Annotated in this window: 17 protein-coding genes and 1 pseudogene; 6 read left to right on the forward strand and 12 right to left on the reverse strand. The window is 67.5% G+C overall.

Annotated features, from left to right (window positions below; all coding sequences use genetic code 11):
* Positions 1-79: 79 nt before the first annotated feature.
* Entirely contained in the window at positions 80-1,273 is a 1,194-nt protein-coding gene (locus tag N5J73_RS14800) for an MFS transporter (RefSeq protein ID WP_049445874.1), read from the reverse strand.
* Positions 1,274-1,366: 93 nt separating this feature from the next.
* Between N5J73_RS14800 and N5J73_RS14805 the strand changes: the two genes are divergently transcribed.
* Positions 1,367-2,296 (forward strand): LysR family transcriptional regulator, encoded by a 930-nt coding sequence (locus N5J73_RS14805; RefSeq protein WP_049445876.1) that lies wholly within the window; start codon positions 1,367-1,369, stop codon positions 2,294-2,296.
* Positions 2,297-2,383: 87 nt separating this feature from the next.
* On the opposite strand, the gene N5J73_RS14810 is transcribed toward N5J73_RS14805, so the two are convergent.
* The gene (locus N5J73_RS14810) at positions 2,384-3,841 is read right to left on the reverse strand and encodes an amidohydrolase family protein (protein WP_049445916.1); all 1,458 of its coding nucleotides are present in this window, start codon (positions 3,839-3,841) and stop codon (positions 2,384-2,386) included.
* 51 nt (positions 3,842-3,892) lie between these two features.
* Positions 3,893-4,594, reverse strand: a complete 702-nt coding sequence (locus N5J73_RS14815) for an ankyrin repeat domain-containing protein (protein ID WP_049445877.1) — start codon at positions 4,592-4,594, stop codon at positions 3,893-3,895.
* A gap of 122 nt (positions 4,595-4,716) precedes the next feature.
* Between N5J73_RS14815 and N5J73_RS14820 the strand changes: the two genes are divergently transcribed.
* On the forward strand, positions 4,717-5,598 hold the full coding sequence (locus N5J73_RS14820; RefSeq protein ID WP_049445879.1) for a LysR substrate-binding domain-containing protein: 882 nt from the start codon (positions 4,717-4,719) through the stop codon (positions 5,596-5,598).
* Positions 5,599-5,731: 133 nt separating this feature from the next.
* Complete coding sequence (locus tag N5J73_RS14825; protein ID WP_012511367.1) at positions 5,732-6,169, forward strand: DUF3806 domain-containing protein; 438 nt, start codon at positions 5,732-5,734, stop codon at positions 6,167-6,169.
* Between the two features lie 49 nt (positions 6,170-6,218).
* Here N5J73_RS14825 and N5J73_RS14830 read toward each other — a convergent pair whose 3' ends face one another.
* Positions 6,219-7,379 carry an amidohydrolase family protein gene (locus N5J73_RS14830; protein ID WP_049445882.1) on the reverse strand — a complete coding sequence of 387 codons (1,161 nt, stop codon included), beginning with the start codon at positions 7,377-7,379 and terminating at the stop codon, positions 6,219-6,221.
* A 183-nt stretch (positions 7,380-7,562) separates the two neighbouring features.
* Here N5J73_RS14830 and N5J73_RS14835 point away from each other — a divergent pair, with 183 nt between their 5' ends.
* Complete coding sequence (locus N5J73_RS14835) at positions 7,563-8,204, forward strand: hypothetical protein (RefSeq protein WP_049445883.1); 642 nt, start codon at positions 7,563-7,565, stop codon at positions 8,202-8,204.
* Positions 8,205-8,233: 29 nt separating this feature from the next.
* On the opposite strand, the gene N5J73_RS14840 is transcribed toward N5J73_RS14835, so the two are convergent.
* Both N5J73_RS14840 and N5J73_RS14845 read right to left on the reverse strand, forming a co-directional pair.
* Positions 8,234-8,629 (reverse strand): hypothetical protein, encoded by a 396-nt coding sequence (locus tag N5J73_RS14840; protein ID WP_049445885.1) that lies wholly within the window; start codon positions 8,627-8,629, stop codon positions 8,234-8,236.
* A 389-nt stretch (positions 8,630-9,018) separates the two neighbouring features.
* Positions 9,019-11,745, reverse strand: a complete 2,727-nt coding sequence (locus tag N5J73_RS14845) for a TonB-dependent receptor (protein ID WP_049445887.1) — start codon at positions 11,743-11,745, stop codon at positions 9,019-9,021.
* A 215-nt stretch (positions 11,746-11,960) separates the two neighbouring features.
* On the opposite strand from N5J73_RS14845, the gene N5J73_RS14850 reads away from it, so the two are divergent.
* Positions 11,961-12,560, forward strand: a complete 600-nt coding sequence (locus N5J73_RS14850; protein ID WP_049445889.1) for a GNAT family protein — start codon at positions 11,961-11,963, stop codon at positions 12,558-12,560.
* On the opposite strand, the gene N5J73_RS14855 is transcribed toward N5J73_RS14850, so the two are convergent.
* Positions 12,557-13,336 (reverse strand): CDP-diacylglycerol diphosphatase, encoded by a 780-nt coding sequence (locus tag N5J73_RS14855; RefSeq protein WP_049445891.1) that lies wholly within the window; start codon positions 13,334-13,336, stop codon positions 12,557-12,559. The genes N5J73_RS14850 and N5J73_RS14855 overlap by 4 nt on opposite strands.
* Positions 13,337-13,404: 68 nt before the next feature.
* On the reverse strand, positions 13,405-14,061 hold the full coding sequence (locus N5J73_RS14860; RefSeq protein WP_049445893.1) for a decarboxylase: 657 nt from the start codon (positions 14,059-14,061) through the stop codon (positions 13,405-13,407).
* Positions 14,062-14,232: 171 nt separating this feature from the next.
* Here N5J73_RS14860 and N5J73_RS14865 point away from each other — a divergent pair, with 171 nt between their 5' ends.
* The gene (locus tag N5J73_RS14865) at positions 14,233-14,529 is read left to right on the forward strand and encodes an I78 family peptidase inhibitor (protein WP_049437761.1); all 297 of its coding nucleotides are present in this window, start codon (positions 14,233-14,235) and stop codon (positions 14,527-14,529) included.
* A 94-nt stretch (positions 14,530-14,623) separates the two neighbouring features.
* Here the strand turns inward: N5J73_RS14865 and N5J73_RS24225 are convergent.
* From N5J73_RS24225 to lldR, 4 genes and pseudogenes are all read right to left on the reverse strand, one after another.
* Positions 14,624-15,508 (reverse strand): annotated as a pseudogene (locus tag N5J73_RS24225) (hypothetical protein).
* 121 nt (positions 15,509-15,629) lie between these two features.
* On the reverse strand, positions 15,630-17,330 hold the full coding sequence (gene dld, locus N5J73_RS14880) for a D-lactate dehydrogenase (RefSeq protein ID WP_049445895.1): 1,701 nt from the start codon (positions 17,328-17,330) through the stop codon (positions 15,630-15,632).
* Complete coding sequence (gene lldD, locus N5J73_RS14885) at positions 17,327-18,466, reverse strand: FMN-dependent L-lactate dehydrogenase LldD (RefSeq protein WP_049445897.1); 1,140 nt, start codon at positions 18,464-18,466, stop codon at positions 17,327-17,329. Before lldD ends, dld begins: the two co-directional genes overlap by 4 nt.
* A gap of 4 nt (positions 18,467-18,470) precedes the next feature.
* Positions 18,471-19,235 (reverse strand): transcriptional regulator LldR, encoded by a 765-nt coding sequence (gene lldR / locus N5J73_RS14890; protein ID WP_008264563.1) that lies wholly within the window; start codon positions 19,233-19,235, stop codon positions 18,471-18,473.
* Between the last annotated feature and the right edge of the window lie 32 nt (positions 19,236-19,267).

Below are 19,267 nucleotides of genomic sequence, written 5' to 3' on the forward strand. Positions count from 1 at the left end.
CCGTTGCTGTTGCCGTTGCTGTTGCCGTTGCTGTTGCCCCCAGCAGGTGCAGGGCTGCAAGCCCTGCCGAACACCGCCCTTACTTCAAACGCAGCAGCAGGCTGCCGCCCGCACACACCACCGCCAGCCAGGCGACGCCGTGCCACCCCCATTGCGCCAGCGCCAGGCTGCCCAACGCACCGCCGGCGGCCATGCCGATGAACATGCCCGTAAACAGCAACGCATTGAGGCGGCTGCGTGCCGGCGGCACCAGGCCATAGACCAGGGTCTGGTGCGCCACCAGCGCCGACTGGAAACCGAAGTCGAACAGCAGCGCGCTCACCACCAGCAGCGGCAGCAGCGCGGCGGCCGGCAGCCAGGACTCGGTCAGCAACAGGCCGAAGCCCAGCAGCGCCACTGCAATCGCCAGCCGCGCCACTGCATGGCAACCCAGTCGATCAGCGAAGCGGCCGGCGAACGGTGCGGCCAATGCGCCGGCCGCACCGGCGATACCGAACGCACCCGCCGCCGCACTGCCCAGGCCCAGACGTGCATGCAGCATCAGCGCCAGGGTCGACCAGAACGCGCTGAAGCCCACTGCCAGCAACGACTGGCTGGCCACCGCACGGCGCAGCTGCGGCTGCTCGCGCCACAACGCCAGCAACGAACCCAACAATGCCGGATAGCGCAGCGTGCTGGTCGGTGCGAAACGCGGCAGCGCACGCGCCATCACCGCACCCATCGCCGCCACCGATACCGCGGCCAGCACGAACTGCGTGCGCCAACCCCATGCTTCGGCCACCACGCCACTGACCACGCGCGACAACAGGATGCCGAGCAGCAGGCCGGTCATTACCCGGCCGACGATCTGGCCGCGCTGTGCATCCGGCGCCAGCACCGCAGCGGCCGGCACGATGTCCTGTGCCAGCGTGGCCATCAGCCCGACCAGCAGGCTGGCCATCAGCAGGCCCGGCAGGTGCCCGGCCATCGCTGCGGCGCCCAGTGCCAGTGCCAGCAACGCGGACTTCAACAGGATCAGGTTGCGGCGGTCGAAGCGGTCGCCCAACGGCGCCAACAGCAGGATGCCCAGTGCATAGCCAAGCTGGGTCAGGGTCGGTACCAGGCCAGCGGCGCGTTCGCCTGCGCCGAGGTCCTGGGCAATCAGGCCCAACATCGGCTGGCTGTAGTAGAGCGAGGCGACCGAAAAGCCTGCACCGGCGGCCATCGCCAGCACCAGCGGGGTGGAGGGTGCGCTCGCGGGTGTGGCGGCGGCGGACAGCGAGGGGGTAGACATGGGGGAGTCCGGTGGAGGAAGTGGGCGTATCCTGCCCGTATTCGCCCAGCGTCTGTAGTAGGCTCTTGCACATAAACTTCATACGTGAAACGCATGAACGACCTCGCCACCGGCGCCGATCGCCTGGATCTGCTGCGCACCTTCCTGCGCATCGTCGATGCCGGCAGCCTGTCTGCTGCGGCCGTGCAGCTGGGCACCACCCAGCCGACGGTCAGTCGCCGCCTGCAGGCACTGGAACGGCAGCTCGGCCTGCGCCTGCTGCAGCGTTCCACTCACGGCCTGCAGCTGACCGAGGATGGCCTGCGCTGCCAGCGCCATGCGCAACGCGTGGTGGACGAATGGGAGTCGCTGCAGGCCGAACTCCACGGCGAGCCAGAAACGCTGCGCGGACGCCTGCGGGTGATGGTGCCGCACGCATTCGGCCAGGCGCAGCTGCTGCCGACCATGCTTGCGTTCCTCGCCCAGCACCCGCAGCTGAGCCTGGAGTGGATCCTGGAAGATCGACGCCCGGATTTCATCGCGGAAGGCATTGACTGCGCGGTGCGGGTGGGCCCCGTCGACGAACCGCGCATGGTCGCACTGCCGCTCGCCGAGGTACCACGCATCGTCGTAGCGGCGCCCTCACTGGTGGACGCCACAGCGGTCGGTACGCCCGAACAGGCACAGTCACTGCCGTGGATCTCGCTGGTCACCTACTACCGCGAACGCCTGCTGCTGCATGACGCGCAGGGGCGCGCGCATACCCTTTCAATCAGCCCGCGCCTGCTCAGCGACAACCTGTTCGTGGTGCAACAAGCCGCATGTGCCGGGCTCGGCGCAGCGGTGGTCTCGGCCTGGCTGGTGGCCGAGGACCTCGCACAAGGGCGGCTGGTGCAGCTGCTACCGGACTGGCAGGCGCCGGCACTGCCGGTACACGTGGTGTTTCCCGCCGCGCGCCAGCAGCCGCCACGGCTGCGCGCCTTCATCGATGCGATGAAGGCAGCGCTGCCGCAATTGCATGGAATGCGGCCGGCACCACGCTAGGTCACCGGCCGCATCACCCACGCGTGGCGTGGATCTGCCGAGGGTACGGATAGATCCACGCGATGCGTGGATTCCTTCCCCCCGCAATCAGTTGGCTTTGGCCGCCTCGGCATCCCACGTCGCAACCTTGGCCTTGGTGTCAGCCAGCATCTTGTCCAGCGCGGCGCGGTCATACACGTTGCCACGCAGGATCACGCTGTCGATCTTTTCGGTGGCGGCAATGTCATGCAGCGGGTTGGCGGTCAGCAGCACCAGATCGGCCGCCTTGCCCTGTGCAACACCACCGTAACGGTCCATCTGGCCGAACCAGGCCGGGCCGGAACGGGTTGCGGCCGACAGCGCCTGCGGTGCGCTCAGGCCCTCCTTCACGAACAGCTGCAGCTCCTGGTGCAGGGCGATGCCCGGGAAGTTGAACGAGTTGAGGAAGCCTGCATCAGTGCCGGCGATGATCGTCACGCCGGCCTCCTGCAGCATCGGCAGCACTGCGGCCACCTGGTGGTACTGCGCGTGGCGCGCTTCGATCTGCGCCGGCGTGGCCTTCGCCGCGCGGTCCACGCGCCACTGGTAGGTCGCGCGCAGGCCAGGGCCGATGTAGGCCAGGTACGGATCTGTGGCGTGGTCATCCTGATCAAGGAAGTCGAGGATGCGGCCACCGTTGAGGGTCGGGGTCACGAATACGCCACGCTTGGCGAAATCGCGGTAGGCATGCATCGCAGTGTCACGGTCGAAGCTGGCGTCGAGGCGGCGGTTGGCTTCGGCGCGATCGATGCGGCCGGCACCGAAGTCGGCGGCGATCTTCGCTTCGTCCTTGCTGCCGGCCTTGAATGCGTAGTCCAGATGCTCGATCGAAGCCAGGCCGGCATCGACCGCCTGCTCCACGGTCAGCGCCATCGGAATGTGACCCGAGGCCTTGAAGCCGGCCTTGCGCGCAGCACTGGCCGAGTACAGGAACAGCTCCGGCTTCAGCGTGCTGTCGGTGATCTTCACGAAATCGACCTTGTCGTGCTGCAGGCGGGCGATCGCCTTGTCGGCGTCGGCCTCGCTGCCCACTTCGATCGTGCCCTTCCAGACCGGCTTGATGCCTTCGATCTTCGCGCCCGAACTGAGCAGGCGTGGGCCGAACAGCGTGCCCTTGGCGATTTCGCCACGCCACTGCAGCACCTGCTCGGGCAGATCGCCGGAACAGTCGCGCACGGTGGTGATGCCGTGCGCGATGTACAGCGGCAGCAGTGCCTTGTTCTCTTCGATCAGCGCCGGGCCACCACCGAAGTGCACGTGCATGTCCCACAGGCCCGGGATCAGGTACTTGCCCTCGGCATCGATCTGGCGGGCCGCGCTCCACTGGCTGCGCAGCCGCGCGTCCGGGCCGACGGCGACGATGTCCTCGCCACGGATCACCACGCTCTGCCCGGCCAGGGTGCTGGCGTGCTCGACATCGACCACGGTGGCATTGCGGATCAGCAGGTCGGCGCGCTCGGCGGCAGACGCCGACAGAGGTGCTACCGCAAGGAGGATGGCAAGGGACAACGGACGGGAACGGAACATGGACAGCATCCTGGTGGGCACGCCCAGCGTGCGGGTGGAAGGGGTTTGCATTCAGCGCACCGCGCCGTGCTGGCGCAGCAGGGTTTCAATTCCGGTATAGCCGCGCTGGCGCGCATGCGCCAGCGGCGTCACGCCGTCGCCGTCGGCCAGCTCCGGGTCGGCGCCGGCCTCCAGCAGCAGCTGCACGATCTGCACGTGACGCGCACCGCCGTCGCCGAGCAGGATCGCTTCCAGCAGGGCGGTCCAGTGCAGGCGGTTGACATGATCGACCGCCACGCCCGCGCGCAGCAGTGTACGTACGGTGGCGACGTGGCCGCGCTCGGCAGCCGGAATCAGCGCGGTGCCGCCATAGCGGTTGGTACTGCGCAGATCGGCGCCATGCGCCAGGGTCATCGCCAGAATCTCGTCCAGGCCGCGCGCACCGGCATACAGGTAGGCACTGTCCTGCAACGCATCCTTGGCATTGACGTCGGCGCCGGCTTCGACCAGCTCACGCGCGGCATCAACATTGTTGCCATGCGTGGCCAGCAGCAGCGCGGTGCGGCCCTGGCCATCGCGCGCCTCCAGCGCGGCGCCATCCTCGATCGCCTGACGCACCGCATCGGCGTCGCCGCGGCTGGCGGCATCACGCAGACATCCATCGACGTCGGTTCTGGACGTTGCGGTGCAGGCCGGGGTGACCATGGCCAGCAGGCACAACAGCAGCGCGCGCGCGAACGGCGCAGGCCAGCCAGGGGAACGATGGACGCGCATGACAGTGTCTCCTCATGTCCTTCGCCACGGAACGCCGTGCGACGGTAGCAGCAGCCGGGCATTGCCGGCCCCTGCCCCGCATGGTAGAAGTCGGCCCGGGTATCCAGAAGTGAAATGTTCAAATGCAAGACAGTGCCAAATCGAATAGAACCCTGTTCGAACTGGACCTGCTGCGGGCGCTGGTGATGGTCGCCGACTGCGGCAGCTTCACGACGGCGGCCACGCGCCTGCATTCGACCCAGTCCACGGTCAGCCAGAAGGTACGCCGGCTGGAGGAACTGGCAGGGCATCGCCTGCTCGAACGCGGCCACCGCGACGTGCACCCCACTGACGCCGGCCACACGCTGCTCGGCTACGCGCGGCGAATGCTCGACCTGAACGAGGAAATGGCGCAGGCGCTGGCCGGCGCGACGGTGGAAACCGCGGTCCGCATCGGCGTACCCGAAGACTTCGTCAACGCGCAGACCACGCGCATGCTGGCCGCCTTCAGCCGCCGCCACCCGCAGGTGAAGCTGGAGATCAGCAGCGGCCTCAGCCGCGACCTGGCGCAGGGCTTCGATCATGGCGAATTGGACCTGGTGCTGGTCAAGCAGCGCCGCAACAGCCGCCAGGCCGTGCACTGCCGCCGCGAGCCGATGCACTGGATCGACAGCCTGCGCAGCAGCTGCCTGCAGCAGGACCCGCTGCCGCTGGTCACCTTCCCGCCGCGCGGGCTGTACCGCGATGAGATGATCCATGCCGTGGAAGCGCTGGGCCTGCGCTGGCGCATCGCCTTCACCAGCTCGTCGCTGAGCGGCATCCAGGGCGCGGTGGCCGATGGCATCGGCATCAGCCTGCTGCCGCGCCGCGCGGTCAACCGCGATCACCGCATCATCGATGGCGAGCGCGAGCTGCCGGTAATCGACAACTACGAGATCGGCCTGCTGCATCGCGCGGACGCCGATGATGCCGTGCGCGCACTGGCCAGCGAGCTGTGGCGGCAGGTGCAGCGCGAACCGGACTGACCACAGTCGACCCACGCCATGCATGGATGCCGTTCGCGCATCAGGCATCGAAACATGGTCAGTCCGGCCGCACGGAGGGCAACGTCGCCTCGTAGAGTGCCTGTTGTTTCCGTGTCCCATACGGCGCCTTGCCATGTCCGATGAAATCCCCACCCGCTTCGATCCCCTGCCCGCTGCCCTGCAGACGCATCTGCAGCACCAGCGTTCGCTGATCGCCGCGCGCGTGGCCGCCGGCTTCCCGACGTTGCCGGTGCAATGGCCGCTGGCGGCCACCACTCTGCAGCGCGTGGTCGATGCCGAGCTGATCGACCGTGACGACTGCGATGGCTGGGAAGCGCTGGGCGTGGCGTTCGGTGACACCCTGGCCCAGCGCGTGCCGGGCCTGGCCTGGATGCAGGTTACCGATGCCTGGGGCATCGACGCGGTGCTGCGCTATGCCGACAGCAGCCTGCAGATCGGCGCCAGCACGCTGCTGCTCAAGCGCGTCGAGCAGGGCGAGATCATCGACATCGCCCACCTGCTGGCCTGGCTTGAGGAATTCGTCGCCACCCGCGCCGACGATTACGTCTGAAAGGCCGCCGAGCATGGCTCGGCACTACAGGGGATTGCGCGGCGTGGATCTACAGCCAGCGGCCGTCGACCACCACCCGGCGCTCCACCGGCACCGCTGCCACGGCAGCCGGGCCGTGGTCGGCACGCACCGCCACGAAAGTGGCTGGCTGGCCTTCGGCAATACCATGCTGCGGCAGGCCGATCGCCTGCGCGGCGTGGGTGGTGACCATGTCCAGCGCCAGCATCAGGTCGGCATCGGTGTAGAAGCCGGACCGGTAGCCCAGCAGCATCGCTCGCTGCAGCAGGTCGCCGTTGCCGTACGGCCACCAGCAGTCACGGATGTTGTCGTTGCCTGCGAACACGCGCACGCCGGCATCATGCAGCGCGCGCAGCGGCGGGAATGGATGATCGCCCGGCGCGTTGCTCATGATCGCCACACCCGCCGTGGCCAATGCTTCGCCCACCTGAAGCGCGCGCGCCAGCGGCACCTCGCCCAGTGCATAGGCATGGCTGACCGCAACACGCCCCTGCAGACCGGCGGCCCGGGTACGCGCAGCGATGCGCAGCAGCTGGGCCAGGCCGGTTTCGCCGGGCTCATGCAGATGGATGTCCAGCTGCACACCGTAGCGCTCGGCCAGAGCGAACAGCAGCGCCAGTTGGCCTTCGGCGTCACCATCGAGCGTGGTGGGGTCGATGCCGCCGAGCACTTCCACGCCCGCAGCAAGCGCCTGCTCCAGCACGGTGGCGGTACCCGGACAGGACATCACCCCGGCCTGCGGGAATGCCACCAGCTGGATGCGCATGATGTCGGCACAGCGCAACGCCGCCTCGCGTACTGCCTCGAGATGGCCAAGCCCAGTGCTGGCGTCGATATCGACGTGGCAGCGCATCGCCACCGTACCGAACGCACTGCACTGGCGGATCAGCGCCTCGGCACGGTCCACCATCGGTGCCGCACCCGCCACCGCCGCCTTCTCCACCGCCAGCCGCTCACGCAGGCTGTTCACCGGCTGATGCGGGTGCCAATGGTCGCCAACGAAGCTTTTGTCGAGATGGATGTGCCCGTCGACCAGCCCCGGCAGCATCGCGAACCCCTGCAGGTTGACGCATTCCGCCCCTTCGGCCGGCGCGGCCTCGCCATTCAGGCCGCTGATGCGGCCATCACGGATATGGAAATGCAGTGGCGCGCCGTCGCGGTCTACACCGCCATGGACGAACTGGAGGGTCATCGGGGACTCCCGGAATGCCAAGAAGGGCGCCATCGTGCCCCTCGCCGCAGCTATCGGCCAACGAAATATCTGGATGGCACGCATTCATCATAACGATGGCTACTCCTGCGACAACCGGTCGCAGCCACGCCGTGCACACCCCTGAACGGGTAACATGGGCGCCTGTCTCCGCTGTGAAGCCGCATGGGCCCGTCCGACCGCCACGATCGTCTCCGCCGCTGGCAGGCCGCGTCCCTGCTTGCCGCCGCCCCGATCGCCAGCCTGTCAGCCACTGATGCTGCGGCGGCTGCGCCGCTGCAGTCCCCGCCGGGCCAGCAGCGCATCGCCCCGGCTGCACTGGTCGAGCGCCTGCACCAGCGCGTGCTGTCCGGGCAGAGCGCCACCGCCACGCTGGAACACTGGTGCGCCGAGCACGGCCTGGCCGAACAGGCGCGGGTGCGCGCCGTGCGCATACACGGCCAGGACAAGCCCGCGCCCGCCGACGTGCTGCAGGCGCTGGGCGTGAAGCCGGGTGCCGACCTGCGCTATCGCCGCGTGCAGCTGGTCTGCGGCAGCCGCGTACTGTCCGAGGCCGACAACTGGTACCTGCCCGGCCATCTCAGCCCGGCCATGAACCAGGTGCTGGACAGCACCGATGAACCGTTCGGTCGCGTGGTCGGCCCGCTGGGTTTCCAGCGCCAGACCCTGGCCGACCAGACGTTCTGGCCGCCGCGGGGCGAAGGCGATCACGGCGTGATCCTGGAAGTGCGCGCCCTGCTGCGCGACCGCCAGCACCAGCCTTTCAGCTATGTCATCGAGTCGTACCTGATGCAGGCGCTTCCCTAGCTTGATGTATCGCCGGGCGTGGTCCGGCGCTACCGCGTCGTAATGCCATTCGCCGCCGGGTCGGTGGAAAACACGAAACGGCCGATCGACTGCCCCCCGCCCTGCAGGAATTCGCCACTCATGAACGCGTACTGTGGCGCGGCACTGTCGTCCCCGAACGTTCTGGTCCAGTGGCTGAATCCGTCGGCATTCCCGTTGTGGATTTCGCCCATGCACAGGCTGTAGCCACAAGCGAAGGAGGCCAGCGCCATGTCCGGCCCCAGCGTGCGTGCCACTGCCGCGCGGTACAGCGTGGTCAGATCCTGCGCTTCGGGATTGCCCGCGGCATCACGCTCGAACTGCAGCAAGGCCCGTGCATAGGCCTTGCTGGAGCCGATGACCTTGCCGGCCTCCTGGTCGGACAGTGCACCCTCACTCATCAGCATGTTTTCACCGTCCAGGCTCCCCCGTGTCGTGGGCTTCCTGCCATGGGCGGTCAATGCAGGTGGTGCAGCACCGAGCGTCTGGTCTGCTGCCTGCGCCGAAGCCGCCGGTCCCGCATCGGGCATGTTGCCCAACGGTGCCTTCGACGCAACGGCTGTTGCCGATACCGGCGCTGCGGCAACATCAGCACTGCCCACGGCCGCCCCGGCATTGTCACCGCTGCACCCCGCTGTCACCAACAGCACCCCCGCCAGTAAACACGCTCTTCCTGCGCCCATGACTGCCATCCTTGGTCTTGATGGCCGAAGCATGCCAGCTCGCGCGCCTTCGCACATGTGCACACGCACAAAGAAAAGCCCGGCAATGCCGGGCCTTTCGTTCGCCTGCCGGATCAGCGGAACCGGTAGTCCAGCTGCACCCAGTACTGGCGGCCATACGGGTCGTAGTTGCCGACCGGGTAGAACGGCCAGCCGCCACCGTTCTTGTCCGCCGGCGGGCGGCTGTCACGCAGGTTGTTGACGATCACGCCCACCGACAGGTTCTCGCCGAACTGGCGGAACACGCTGGCGTTGTAGGTCATGTACGGCGCGATGCGGCCACTGCCATCGGTCTTCGGCAGCGAGCCGAAGCGGTTGCCGTACAGCGTTGTGGTCCAGTCACCCTGGTTCCAGGTGATGCTGCCGTTGGCCTTGCTGCGCCACTGGTAGTCATCCAGCGAGTTGCGGATGTCACGCTCCGGATCATCGGAGAACTGCCGGTATTTGTGCTCCAGTACCACGGTGTAGGCCAGGCGCGTGGTGAAGCGGCCGTAGCGGCCGGCATCGAAACGCCAGTTGCCCTTCAGGTCCAGGCCGCGCACCGATTCGGAGGCGGCGTTGATCGGGTTGATCAGCACACGGGTCACCTGGTCCGGCTGCACGGTCGCATTGGACGGGTTGCGGATCACCCGCGACAGCGCGTCCTGGCACAGCGGTGAACCGATATCGCGCGCTTCGCCGCCCAGCGTGCGGCCCAGGCGGCAATCGGCCTCGTCACGCAGGATGCGGCTGGTATCGAGGCTGGTCACCTCGTTGTCGATGCGGATGTCGTAGTAGTCGGCGCTGAAATCCAGGCCGGACAGCGGCGACCAGACCACGCCGAAGCCATACGACTTGGCAGATTCCGGCTGCAGCTGCGCATTGGCGCGGTTGCTGTAATCGATCGACAGGCCGTTGTAGTCGCAGTTGTCGTACGACTGGCCTGCGGTGCGGCAGCGCCAGTAGTCGGTCATGCCCGGGTTGTAGCCGCGGGTTTCGGTGGCGAACACGTAGTTCATGTCCGGCGCACGGAAACTGGTCGCCGCCGTACCGCGGATCAGCAGGCTCTCGACCGGACGGAACTCGACGCCGAAGCTCCAGGTCGCCTTGCCGATGTGCTCGCCACCAGCACGGTACTGGTCATAGCGACCGGCCAGCGTGGTGGTCAGCGACTGCAGCAGCGGCAGCTGAAGTTCCACACCTGCGGCATAGCGGTCACGCTCGCCGCCGGCACCGATACCGGCGCTGGTATTCCAGAACTCGCCGCTGCCCAGGCGCGGGTCCGGGCGGTTGCGGTAGCCTTGGCTGCCGGCTTCGACCACCGCCGCCAACGCCGCATCGCCCCCAGGCAGCGCGAACAGGCGGCCGTTGACGCTGGCACTGAAGGTCTGCAGCCATGCCGCATTGCGGCTTTCCTGGTAGTCGGACAGCCCCTCGTACTCGTTCGGGGTCAACGGTTTGAACAGGCGTGCCGGGTCGGGCGCATAGATCTCAACGCCGTTGCGTACGCCCAGCTTCGGGCCGAGCAGGTATTCGTTGATGCCAGCCAGCAGCACCGGGCGGCGGGTGCGGTTCTCGTAACGCGAGCGGCTGTAGACCGCCTCATAGTCCCAGCCACTGTCGCCAATCTGGCCACGTGCGCCGACATTGAACGACCACGAGTTTTCCAGGAAGCGGTTGGCATTGCGCGGCAGGCCGCCGATTTCCTCCGGCGCGAAGCGGCGATACCAGCTTTCCAGGTTGCCGGTGGTCTGGTTGTAGAAGTAGTTGCGGGCCGAGGTCCAGGTCGGTGCACGCGTGTTGTTGTAGATCCCCGCGCTGCCCACGGCGACATCGGCGAACAGGTCGGTGGTCTCGTTGACGTGGAAGGTCAACAGGCCGTAGCCGTTGAGGTTGCGCTTCTCGGTCTGCACCGTCCAATAGCTGGCCGCTGCCTCATTGCTGCCGCAGTACCAGCCCTGGCGCGGGTTGTTGGCGCGGAACACACTGCCGCCATAGATGTCCGACGCTGCCTCGCAGCCGTTGACGCCCGGATCGATGTTGCGACCGGTGGCAGCATTGCGGCGATAGGCGATCGCGGTCGCCTGCGGCGCCTTGCCGGCCGGGTCATCATCCAGCGAATCCATGAAGTCGCGCTGGCGCGCATGGATCGCCTTGCGCACATCGAACTCGAAGCCGAACAATGCATCCCAACGCTCGCCGGAACTGCCACCGACCACCTGCGCGCGCTGGTTGTCACCACCGCCCTGCTGGGTGCCGCCGGCGCGCACGTTCACGTCCACACCCTCAAAGCGGTCCTTGAGGATGATGTTGACCACGCCGGCGATGGCATCGGAGCCGTACACCGCCGACGCACCCGCAGCCAGCACCTCGATGCGCTCGATCAGCGCGCTGGGAATGTTGGCCAGGTTGACCACGTTCACCGAGCCCTCGTAGGCCAGCGGGTAGTCGGCCTGGCGGCGGCCGTTGACCAGCACCAGCGTGCGGTTCGGGCCCAGCCCGCGCAGGTTGATGGTGTTGGCGGCCGGGGTGAAGGTATTGCCGAAGTCCTCGCCCTGCACGTTGCCGGTATTCTCGGTCAGCGCGCTCAGCGCATCGAAGGCGTTGCGGTAACCCTGCGCGTCGATCTGCTCGCGGCTGATCACCGTCACCGGCGACGGTCCCTCGACACTGGCACGTGGAATGCGCGAGCCGGTGACCTTCACTTCCTGCAGTGAGACGGGTGCGCTTTCCTGCGCGAAGGCCGGCAACGAGACCAGCATCAGGGACGACAGCGCGAGCACCAGCGGACGCGGGCGCAGCGCCTTGTGAAAGGCGGACATGGGCTTCCTGGGGGAGTGGGTGGTGGTACGGGAGCAGCGGCCTGAGCGGCGCATAACGATCCCGTAACGAAAGTGTCCTGAATGGATGGTTTCAACGGAAATGACCAGCCCTGATGGGCTTATGCCTGAACCGAATCAGGGCCGGCCCGATGCCCGGCATGTTTTTGCAATGTTTTGAATGGTCTGGCGCTGCTGGCACGGTCATTGTTGCTGGGATGACGACCCCGTACCCGACCCCCGCTCTTCCCCCGCTGCGCCCGGTGCAGCGCCGCCATCTGCTGCAGCTGCAGGCGGCGCCGGTCACCTTGCGTCCATTCCTACGCACCGATCTGCCACGCTGGCGCTTGTTCGATGACCGCCGCCGGCGCGGCCGCCGTCAACCCGGCGACATCGACGAAGAGGCACGCTTTCTCGCCCACATGCATCGCTCACGGCTGGAGCAGGACAACGATCAGCTGCTTCTGGGGGTGTTCGACGACGAACACGGCACGGTGCTGGATCAGCTGCATATCCGCCTGCAGTCGCTGCACGCGCGCAGTGCCGAGTTGCTGTCGCTGCAGCACTGGCACCCGCATACCGACGCCGCGCTGCGGGCGCTGTGCCCGTTCCTGTTCGAGGATGTCGGCCTGCATCGCCTGTTCGTGATGCTGCCACCAGACTGCAATGACCCGTTCGCCACTGCGCTGCACGCCTTCGGCTTCGAGCAGGAAGGCCTGCTGCGCGACCATCATCTGGATCTGGATGGCTGGCAGGATCGCCAGCTGCTGGCATTGACCGCGCCGATGTGGCGCGGCCAACATCGCGTGCTGGACTAGCGCACCCGCTCCAGCGCATTGCCGGCACCGGTCAGCACCGAACACGCGTGGTCCTGCAGTTCTTCAGCGCTGGCCTCGTTGCCGGTTCCGGCGTCCACGCGGGTGGCCAGCAGAATGAAGCCCGGACCGCCCTGCACGGCGTCCCGGCCGGCCACGACCAGGCTCCACTGGCCCACGTCGTCCACGCCAGCGAGGTCATAGGCCAGCAGATTGAGCGGATTGGCGGTCAGTTCCTCGCCCGGCAGCAGGCGGGCCTGGTACTGATGGCCGCGCAGCAGCACCGGCAACGGTGCCCAGCGGCTGCCGACGGCGGCAGCATGCGTGTCCAGCGCCTGCAGCACGTCGGCACGCAGGCAATCCACATGGATATGCAGCTGGTGCTGCGAACGGCCGTGCGGCGAGTTCAATGCCAGGCTGGCGACGTTGCGCGGCAGCGGTTGCCGCAAGGCCTGTTCGGTGTGGCTGCGCGCCTGCCAGGCCGCAGCGAAGTAGTTCGGTGCACCGCGCTGGTACAGGCTGCGGTTCTCGATACCGCTGACCTTGTCCAGCGGCATCAGCAGGAACTGGTAGTCGCCGTGCGCGTCCTTGACCAGCACATCGCGGCGGTCTGCGGCCGTCTCCACGCGCAGGCAGTCGCCGCGTGGACCTTCGGCGCCCCGGCAGTCACGTTCGATCAATCGCCACAATGCATCGGAATGGGCCGGCGCCGGCGGTGGCGCGCTGGCACAGGCGGACAACAGCAGCAGGGACGGCAGCAGGAAGGAGCGCAGGGACACGGAAACGACTCACGGAGCAGGCACGGCAGACAGCGCCGCGCTGCATTCTAGCCAGTGCAATGCTGCAATCAGTAGGTGCCGAACGGCACTTCAACCACGATCGGGGCGGCACCCTCGCCGGCCTGCAGGCTGTAGCGGTCCAGCGCGCCGTCGTCGTCGGCGTGCGGCTGGCGCTGGAAATGCAGCGGGTAGCGGGTGTCCCCCAGGCGCACGGCGCTGCCGTCGGCCTCCAGCGCGGCGCCTTCCGGAATCAGCAGCCCGCCCAGATCGCTGTACGCGCCAGGCACATCGGCGAAGCTGTAGTCGGCCAGCTCGTCCACCCGCTGCATCGCATAGACGTGCGGCACATAGGGGCGTGCGGGGCTGCGGCCATTGCTCAGGTCGGTCACCCAGGCCTGCGGCAGGTGGTACTGCTCACGCAGCGCAGCCACGCCCAGCGAGGGACTGGCCACCTGCAGGCAGCACACCGTCCGCTTGCCTTCACGGTCGAGGATGGCGAAACGATCGCCTCGGGTCGCCGCCTGCGGCAGCATGGCAAACGCCAGGTTGCGCTGCGCAGGCTCGTAGCCCGCTTCGGTCTGCAGGTTGCGCCAGGCACCGAATACCGGGGTTTCGAGCGGCGCGGGTTCCGGATCGGCAGCGGAGGCGGCAAACGCCACGCCCAGCAACGACAACACCAGCGCCGTCATCGTCCTGTCTTTGCCGCGGAAACTGCCTGCCGTCATACCGTATCCAACACCTGCGCCGGAAAGGCCCGGCCTGCCCGCCGGCGTTCTGCCAGCCATCCCTCCCACTATGCAATGGCCGCGCTGTGCCGGCAATGACCGGGACGCTGACGTCTTTCGCACGCCGAGTGCTATCGTTCCCGCCATCATCCCCTGCGCAGGAGCGCTCGCATGTCTGCATTCCGTCTGTCCCTGTTGCTGCCGGCCTCCGCCCTGCTGCTGTCGGCCTGTGTCAGCACGCCTGGCCCGGAAGTCAAAGGCAGCGGCCGCTGCGACGCCAGCCAGCTCGGCTGGGCGATCGGCCAACCGGCCAATGAGCCCAACATCCGCCGCCTGTCCCGCGAGAGCGGTGCCGGCCTGGTCAACCCGATCGGCCCCAGCACCATCACCACCAAGGACATTCGCCAGGACCGCCTGCGCGTGTTCGTGGACAAGGACAACATCATCACCGCCACCCGCTGCGAGTAAGCGCCGCCACCGCTCTTGTAGAGTCGAGCCATGCTCGACTGGCTTTTCGTGCGGCCCATCCGAAGACCAGTCGAGCATGGCTCGACTCTACATTTCAGGGTTCGGTATAGCCGGCACAGTCCGGCAGCGCCTGGTCAGGATGGAACATCCCCTCCGCGAAGCGGAACAGCCGCGTGTAGCTGCACGCCGGATCCTGCTCGGTGCGCAGATCCTTCTTCTTCAGCGGCCCCTTCGCCAGCGAATCCTCGAAGCGTGAGACACCGGCAGGAAACCGTGTCGCCACGGTCTGGTAGCGCAGCACCGGCATGCCCTCGGCAGCCGTATCCAGCGCCAGCTTCGCCGAGAAGCCGTATTCGTCGTGGCAGGCACCCGCGCGCTGTTTCACGTCCTGCTCGCTGAAACAGGCGCGGATCATCGCATTGCCCAGCCATGGCACGGTCAGCACGTCGTCGTCCACCTGGATGTCGTCCTGCAGGTGGCGTACGCGTGCCAGCTGCAGGGTGGACGCGTCAGCACCTCCACCGGAGTACATGGTGCTGAACGTGACGATGCCACCCACCAGCACATTCTGGCGGGTGCGCTGCTGCGGATCGGTCACTGGTTCACCGCTGCCCACGCCTGGGGCCAGCCGCACGATCTACGGCCACAGTGACAGCTCGCTTTCCTGCGGCACGTCGATGCTGACGTGGTAGGTGTGCGGCTTGCCCGGGCCCGGCGCCTTCTCAAGCACTTCCAGCACGGTCGGCCGGTCACCCTCCTCGGCGACCGGCTGCACGCGCACGCACCAGTTGCCGTCCCGCGTGCAGTCATAAAGCCCCGACGGCCCGGTCTCACTCGCGATCAGCACCTGCCCCAGCGGCTCCATCACGTTGCCGGCGGCATCGCGCTGCTGCGGCAGGATCGAGCCTTGGGCCAGCACCAGCACCGGGGTAGCCAGCAGTGCAGCGTACAGGGTGGCACGGGCGGTAGCGGTGGGCATGGATGGCTCCTGCGGCTGGGCTTTCGATGGTAACCGTTGCCCGCCATCACCTTTGTAGAGTCGAGCCATGCTCGACGGCTGTTTGTCGGGAAGAGCAGCCGAGCATAGGCTCGGCTCTACATCATCCGCAGTCGCAGCTCCCCCAGCCCTTGGCTTTCGACGTCTGGCCGATGCCCGGATTAAAGGTATTGCTCGGGTCCAGCTGCTTGTAGAACCCGGCCAATGCGGGCTTGGCCGGGTACAGGTGGCCGACGTTGTGCTCGGCCGGATACTCGGCGCCACGCCGGTCCAGCAGCGCCCACATCGCGTGCTCGATCGCCATCGGGTCTTCGCCCTTGCGCGCGATGTAGTCCTGGTGGAACACGTGGCACAGGAAGTGCCCGTAGTACAGCTTGTGCAGCAGGCGGCCGTCGATATCGGCCGGCAACTGCTCGAACCAGTCGGCATCATCTCGGCGGAGGGCAATGTCCAGCGCCACGATGTCCTGCACCTGGTCGCGATGCACTTCGCGGTAACGCACCGCGGCACCGGCCACGGCGAAGCGATGCAGGAACGCCTTGCGCCCCTCCTCCGCCGTGCAGTGGAAATAGCCACCTTCGTGGCCAGCGAAGAAGTCGCGCAGCCAGGCCTCGGTTTCTGCTGCATCCTGCGCGGAGACCTTCAGCAACAGATGATGCTCATAACGCTGGCGGAACTCGCCCATGCGCTTGGGCAGGTGCGAAGGCAGCAGGCCGGTCAGCACCTGCATCACCCGGTCGGTCACCCCACGCAGGCCCAGCCGTTCGAACCAGCCGTCGACCCGGCTCTTCAACGCGAACGCGGCGGGCACGCGGGAAGTGCCAAGGCGGTCGATCAGCAGGAAGCTGTCCTTGCCGTAGCGCTCGCCGATGTCATAAGCATCGCGGTGGATGTACTCACCGGCAATCGGCAGGCGCTCGAATCCGGTCAGCAGCTGGCGCCGGATCGCGGTCAGGCTGTCGGTGCGGTTGCTGCCGATGTAGAAGACCTCGGCGGCCTCCTTTTCGAAGGTATCCAGGCGCACCGCGAACACCGCCAGCTTGCCGGCCGAACCGGCCGCTTCGTAGTGGCGGCTGGGATCAGCGTTGAAGCGCGCCGGGGTATCGGCATCGACCCGGCGCACTTCGTCGGCGTAGCGTGGATCGGAGGCCGCGCGGCCGTCGCCGTCACCCACGTCGGCAGCCGCATAGTCGCCAGCCTGCAGTCGCTGCAGGATCTGCTCGGGTGTATCACCCAGCGCGATGCCCAGATGGTTGACCAACTGCAGCTGGCCCTGCGCATCGACCTGCGCGTACAGGGCCAGCTCGGTGTAGGCAGGGCCACGGCGCACCAACGCGCCGCCGGAGTTGTTGCAGATGCCGCCCAGCACCGAGGCGCCGATGCAGGATGAGCCGATCACCGAATGCGGTTCACGGCCCAGCGGGGCCAGCGTCTGCTCCAGGCGGTCCAGCGTGGCGCCCGGCAGGCACAGCACCTGGCGGCCCTCGTTCAACAGCTGGATGCCGGTCAGGCGCAGCGTGCTGACCAGCACGATCGGCCGCCCGTAGTCGTTGCCATCCGGGGTCGAGCCGCCGGTCAGGCCGGTATTGGCCGCCTGCAGGATGATCGCCGCCCCACCCTGCACCGCCACCTGCAGCACGTGCCACAGTTCCAGGAGGGTACCCGGACGCACCACCGCCAACACGGGGCCATCACCGAAGCGGTAGCCGCGACGGAAGCGGCGCGTGGCCTTGTCACCGATCAATACATGGCGGCTGCCGACCGCGTCGCGCAACTGCGCCAGCACGGCATCGTGGCCAATCATGGCAGGTTGACCAGTGAATCGCGGCCGATGTCGGCAATACGGTGCGCACCGGTCAGTGTCATCGCCACGCGCATCTCCTTGGCGATCAGGTCCAGCAGGTTGGCCACGCCGGCTTCGCCCTGGGCGGCCAGTGCATAGACGAAGGCACGGCCCAGCAGCACGGTGTCGGCACCCAGCGCCAGCATGCGCACCACGTCCAGGCCGGTGCGGATGCCCGAATCGGCGAGAATCTTCAGGTCGCCCTGTACCGCGTCGGCAATCGCCGGCAGTGCGCGTGCGGTGGACAGCACGCCATCCAGCTGGCGACCACCGTGATTGGAGACCACGATGCCATCGGCACCGAACGTGACCGCATCGCGCGCGTCATCCGGGTCGAGGATGCCCTTGATCACCATCGGGCCTTTCCAGAACTCGCGGATCCACTCCAGGTCCTTCCACGAAATGGAGGGATCGAAGTTGCTGCCCAGCCAACCGATGTAATCCTCCAGCCCGGTCGGGTTGCCGCGGTAGGTGGAAATATTGCCCAGATCGTGCGGGCGGCCGAACAGGCCCACGTCCCACGCCCAGTGCGGGTGGGTGATGGCCTGGCCGATGCGGCGCAGCGAGGCGTTCGGGCCGCTCATGCCCGAGTGGGCATCGCGGTAGCGCGCACCCGGTACCGGCATGTCCACGGTGAACACCAGCGTGGTCACGCCCGCGGCCTGTGCGCGCTCCAGCGCATTGCGCATGAAGCCGCGGTCGCGCAGCACGTACAGCTGGAACCACATCGGCCGCTGGATGGCCGGGGCCACTTCCTCGATCGGGCATACCGATACGGTGGACAGGGTGAACGGGATGCCACGACTGTCGGCCGCGCGCGCCGCCTGTACTTCACCGCGCCGGGCATACATGCCGGTCAGGCCGACCGGCGCCAGCGCCACCGGCATCGCCAGTTTTTCGCCGAACAGCTCGGCTTCCAGGCTCAGGTCGGACATGTTGCGCAGGATGCGCTGGCGCAGCGCGATGTCGGACAGATCGGAAACGTTGCGCTTCAGCGTGTGCTCGGCATACGCGCCGCCATCGATGTAGTGGAACAGGAACGGCGGCAGCCGGCGCTCGGCAGCAGCACGGTAATCGGTGGAGGCGGAGATGATCATGGGGTCAACCGTGTGGGGAAGGTAGACGCGAGGCCCGCGCACGCCGGGCTTCGTTGTCATCGAGGGTGCGCAGCGTGGTGTGCACGAACTCGAGGTGGGCATGCGCGGCGGCGCGCGCGCGTTCGGGGTCGCCGGCCAGCACCGCGTCCATCATCTCGCGGTGCTGGTCGGACAATGGCGAGAAGGTCCTCGCCGAGGTGTAGAGCTTTTCGCGGCTCTGCGAGATGTTGGTCTGCAGCAGTTCGAACAGGCCGCGCATCACCTGCAGAAGGACCAGGTTGTGCGAAGCCTCGGCGATGGACAGGTGGAAGGCCGCGTCGGCCTCCGCTTCACCGGTGGGGTCGTCCTTGCCGTGCGCGTCCATCATGGTCTGGAAGGCCTGCGCGATGCGCGTGCGGTCCTCGTCGGTGGCACGCAACGCTGCATGCCATGCAGTGGCACCCTCCAGCGCGTGACGGATCTCCAGCACGTCGAAGCGATACTCCGGGTCGCCCTGGAACAGCGGCAGATACGGCGCCAGCGGTTCATCCAGCGCCTGCCGCGCGCGCGCCGCAGGTTCGGCCACGTAGGTACCGCCACCAACCCGTGCGGTCAGCAGACCCTGGCTGGCCAGCTGCGCGATGGCCTCGCGCAGCGCGGTGCGCGAGACCCCCAGCTGCACCGCCAGGGCGCGCTCGGCCGGCAGCCGGTCGCCCGGCTGCAGCCGCTGTTCCTGCACCAGGCCGCGCAGCTGCGCGGCCACCTTGTCCGAAATACGTTGCGTGCTCATGGCGCCATTGTGGCCCGAAGCGCGCAGCAGAG

Source organism: Stenotrophomonas sp. GD03654 (genome assembly GCF_029845105.1).
In the GTDB taxonomy this organism is placed as follows: domain Bacteria; phylum Pseudomonadota; class Gammaproteobacteria; order Xanthomonadales; family Xanthomonadaceae; genus Stenotrophomonas; species Stenotrophomonas africana.

Excerpts from the sequence above, each read along its gene's own strand:
- N5J73_RS14825 (WP_012511367.1), top strand. The coding sequence starts at position 5,732 with ATGTCCGATGAAATCCCCACCCGCTTCGATCCCCTGCCCGCTGCCCTG.
- N5J73_RS14820 (WP_049445879.1), top strand. The coding sequence starts at position 4,717 with ATGCAAGACAGTGCCAAATCGAATAGAACCCTGTTCGAACTGGACCTG.
- dld (WP_049445895.1), bottom strand. The coding sequence starts at position 17,330 with ATGATTGGCCACGATGCCGTGCTGGCGCAGTTGCGCGACGCGGTCGGC.
- N5J73_RS14835 (WP_049445883.1), top strand. The coding sequence starts at position 7,563 with ATGGGCCCGTCCGACCGCCACGATCGTCTCCGCCGCTGGCAGGCCGCG.
- N5J73_RS14860 (WP_049445893.1), bottom strand. The coding sequence starts at position 14,061 with ATGACGGCAGGCAGTTTCCGCGGCAAAGACAGGACGATGACGGCGCTG.
- N5J73_RS14810 (WP_049445916.1), bottom strand. The coding sequence starts at position 3,841 with ATGTTCCGTTCCCGTCCGTTGTCCCTTGCCATCCTCCTTGCGGTAGCA.
- N5J73_RS14845 (WP_049445887.1), bottom strand. The coding sequence starts at position 11,745 with ATGTCCGCCTTTCACAAGGCGCTGCGCCCGCGTCCGCTGGTGCTCGCG.
- N5J73_RS14815 (WP_049445877.1), bottom strand. The coding sequence starts at position 4,594 with ATGCGCGTCCATCGTTCCCCTGGCTGGCCTGCGCCGTTCGCGCGCGCG.
- N5J73_RS14865 (WP_049437761.1), top strand. The coding sequence starts at position 14,233 with ATGTCTGCATTCCGTCTGTCCCTGTTGCTGCCGGCCTCCGCCCTGCTG.
- N5J73_RS14840 (WP_049445885.1), bottom strand. The coding sequence starts at position 8,629 with ATGCTGATGAGTGAGGGTGCACTGTCCGACCAGGAGGCCGGCAAGGTC.
- N5J73_RS14850 (WP_049445889.1), top strand. The coding sequence starts at position 11,961 with ATGACGACCCCGTACCCGACCCCCGCTCTTCCCCCGCTGCGCCCGGTG.
- N5J73_RS14830 (WP_049445882.1), bottom strand. The coding sequence starts at position 7,379 with ATGACCCTCCAGTTCGTCCATGGCGGTGTAGACCGCGACGGCGCGCCA.
- N5J73_RS14800 (WP_049445874.1), bottom strand. The coding sequence starts at position 1,273 with ATGTCTACCCCCTCGCTGTCCGCCGCCGCCACACCCGCGAGCGCACCC.
- lldR (WP_008264563.1), bottom strand. The coding sequence starts at position 19,235 with ATGAGCACGCAACGTATTTCGGACAAGGTGGCCGCGCAGCTGCGCGGC.
- N5J73_RS14805 (WP_049445876.1), top strand. The coding sequence starts at position 1,367 with ATGAACGACCTCGCCACCGGCGCCGATCGCCTGGATCTGCTGCGCACC.
- lldD (WP_049445897.1), bottom strand. The coding sequence starts at position 18,466 with ATGATCATCTCCGCCTCCACCGATTACCGTGCTGCTGCCGAGCGCCGG.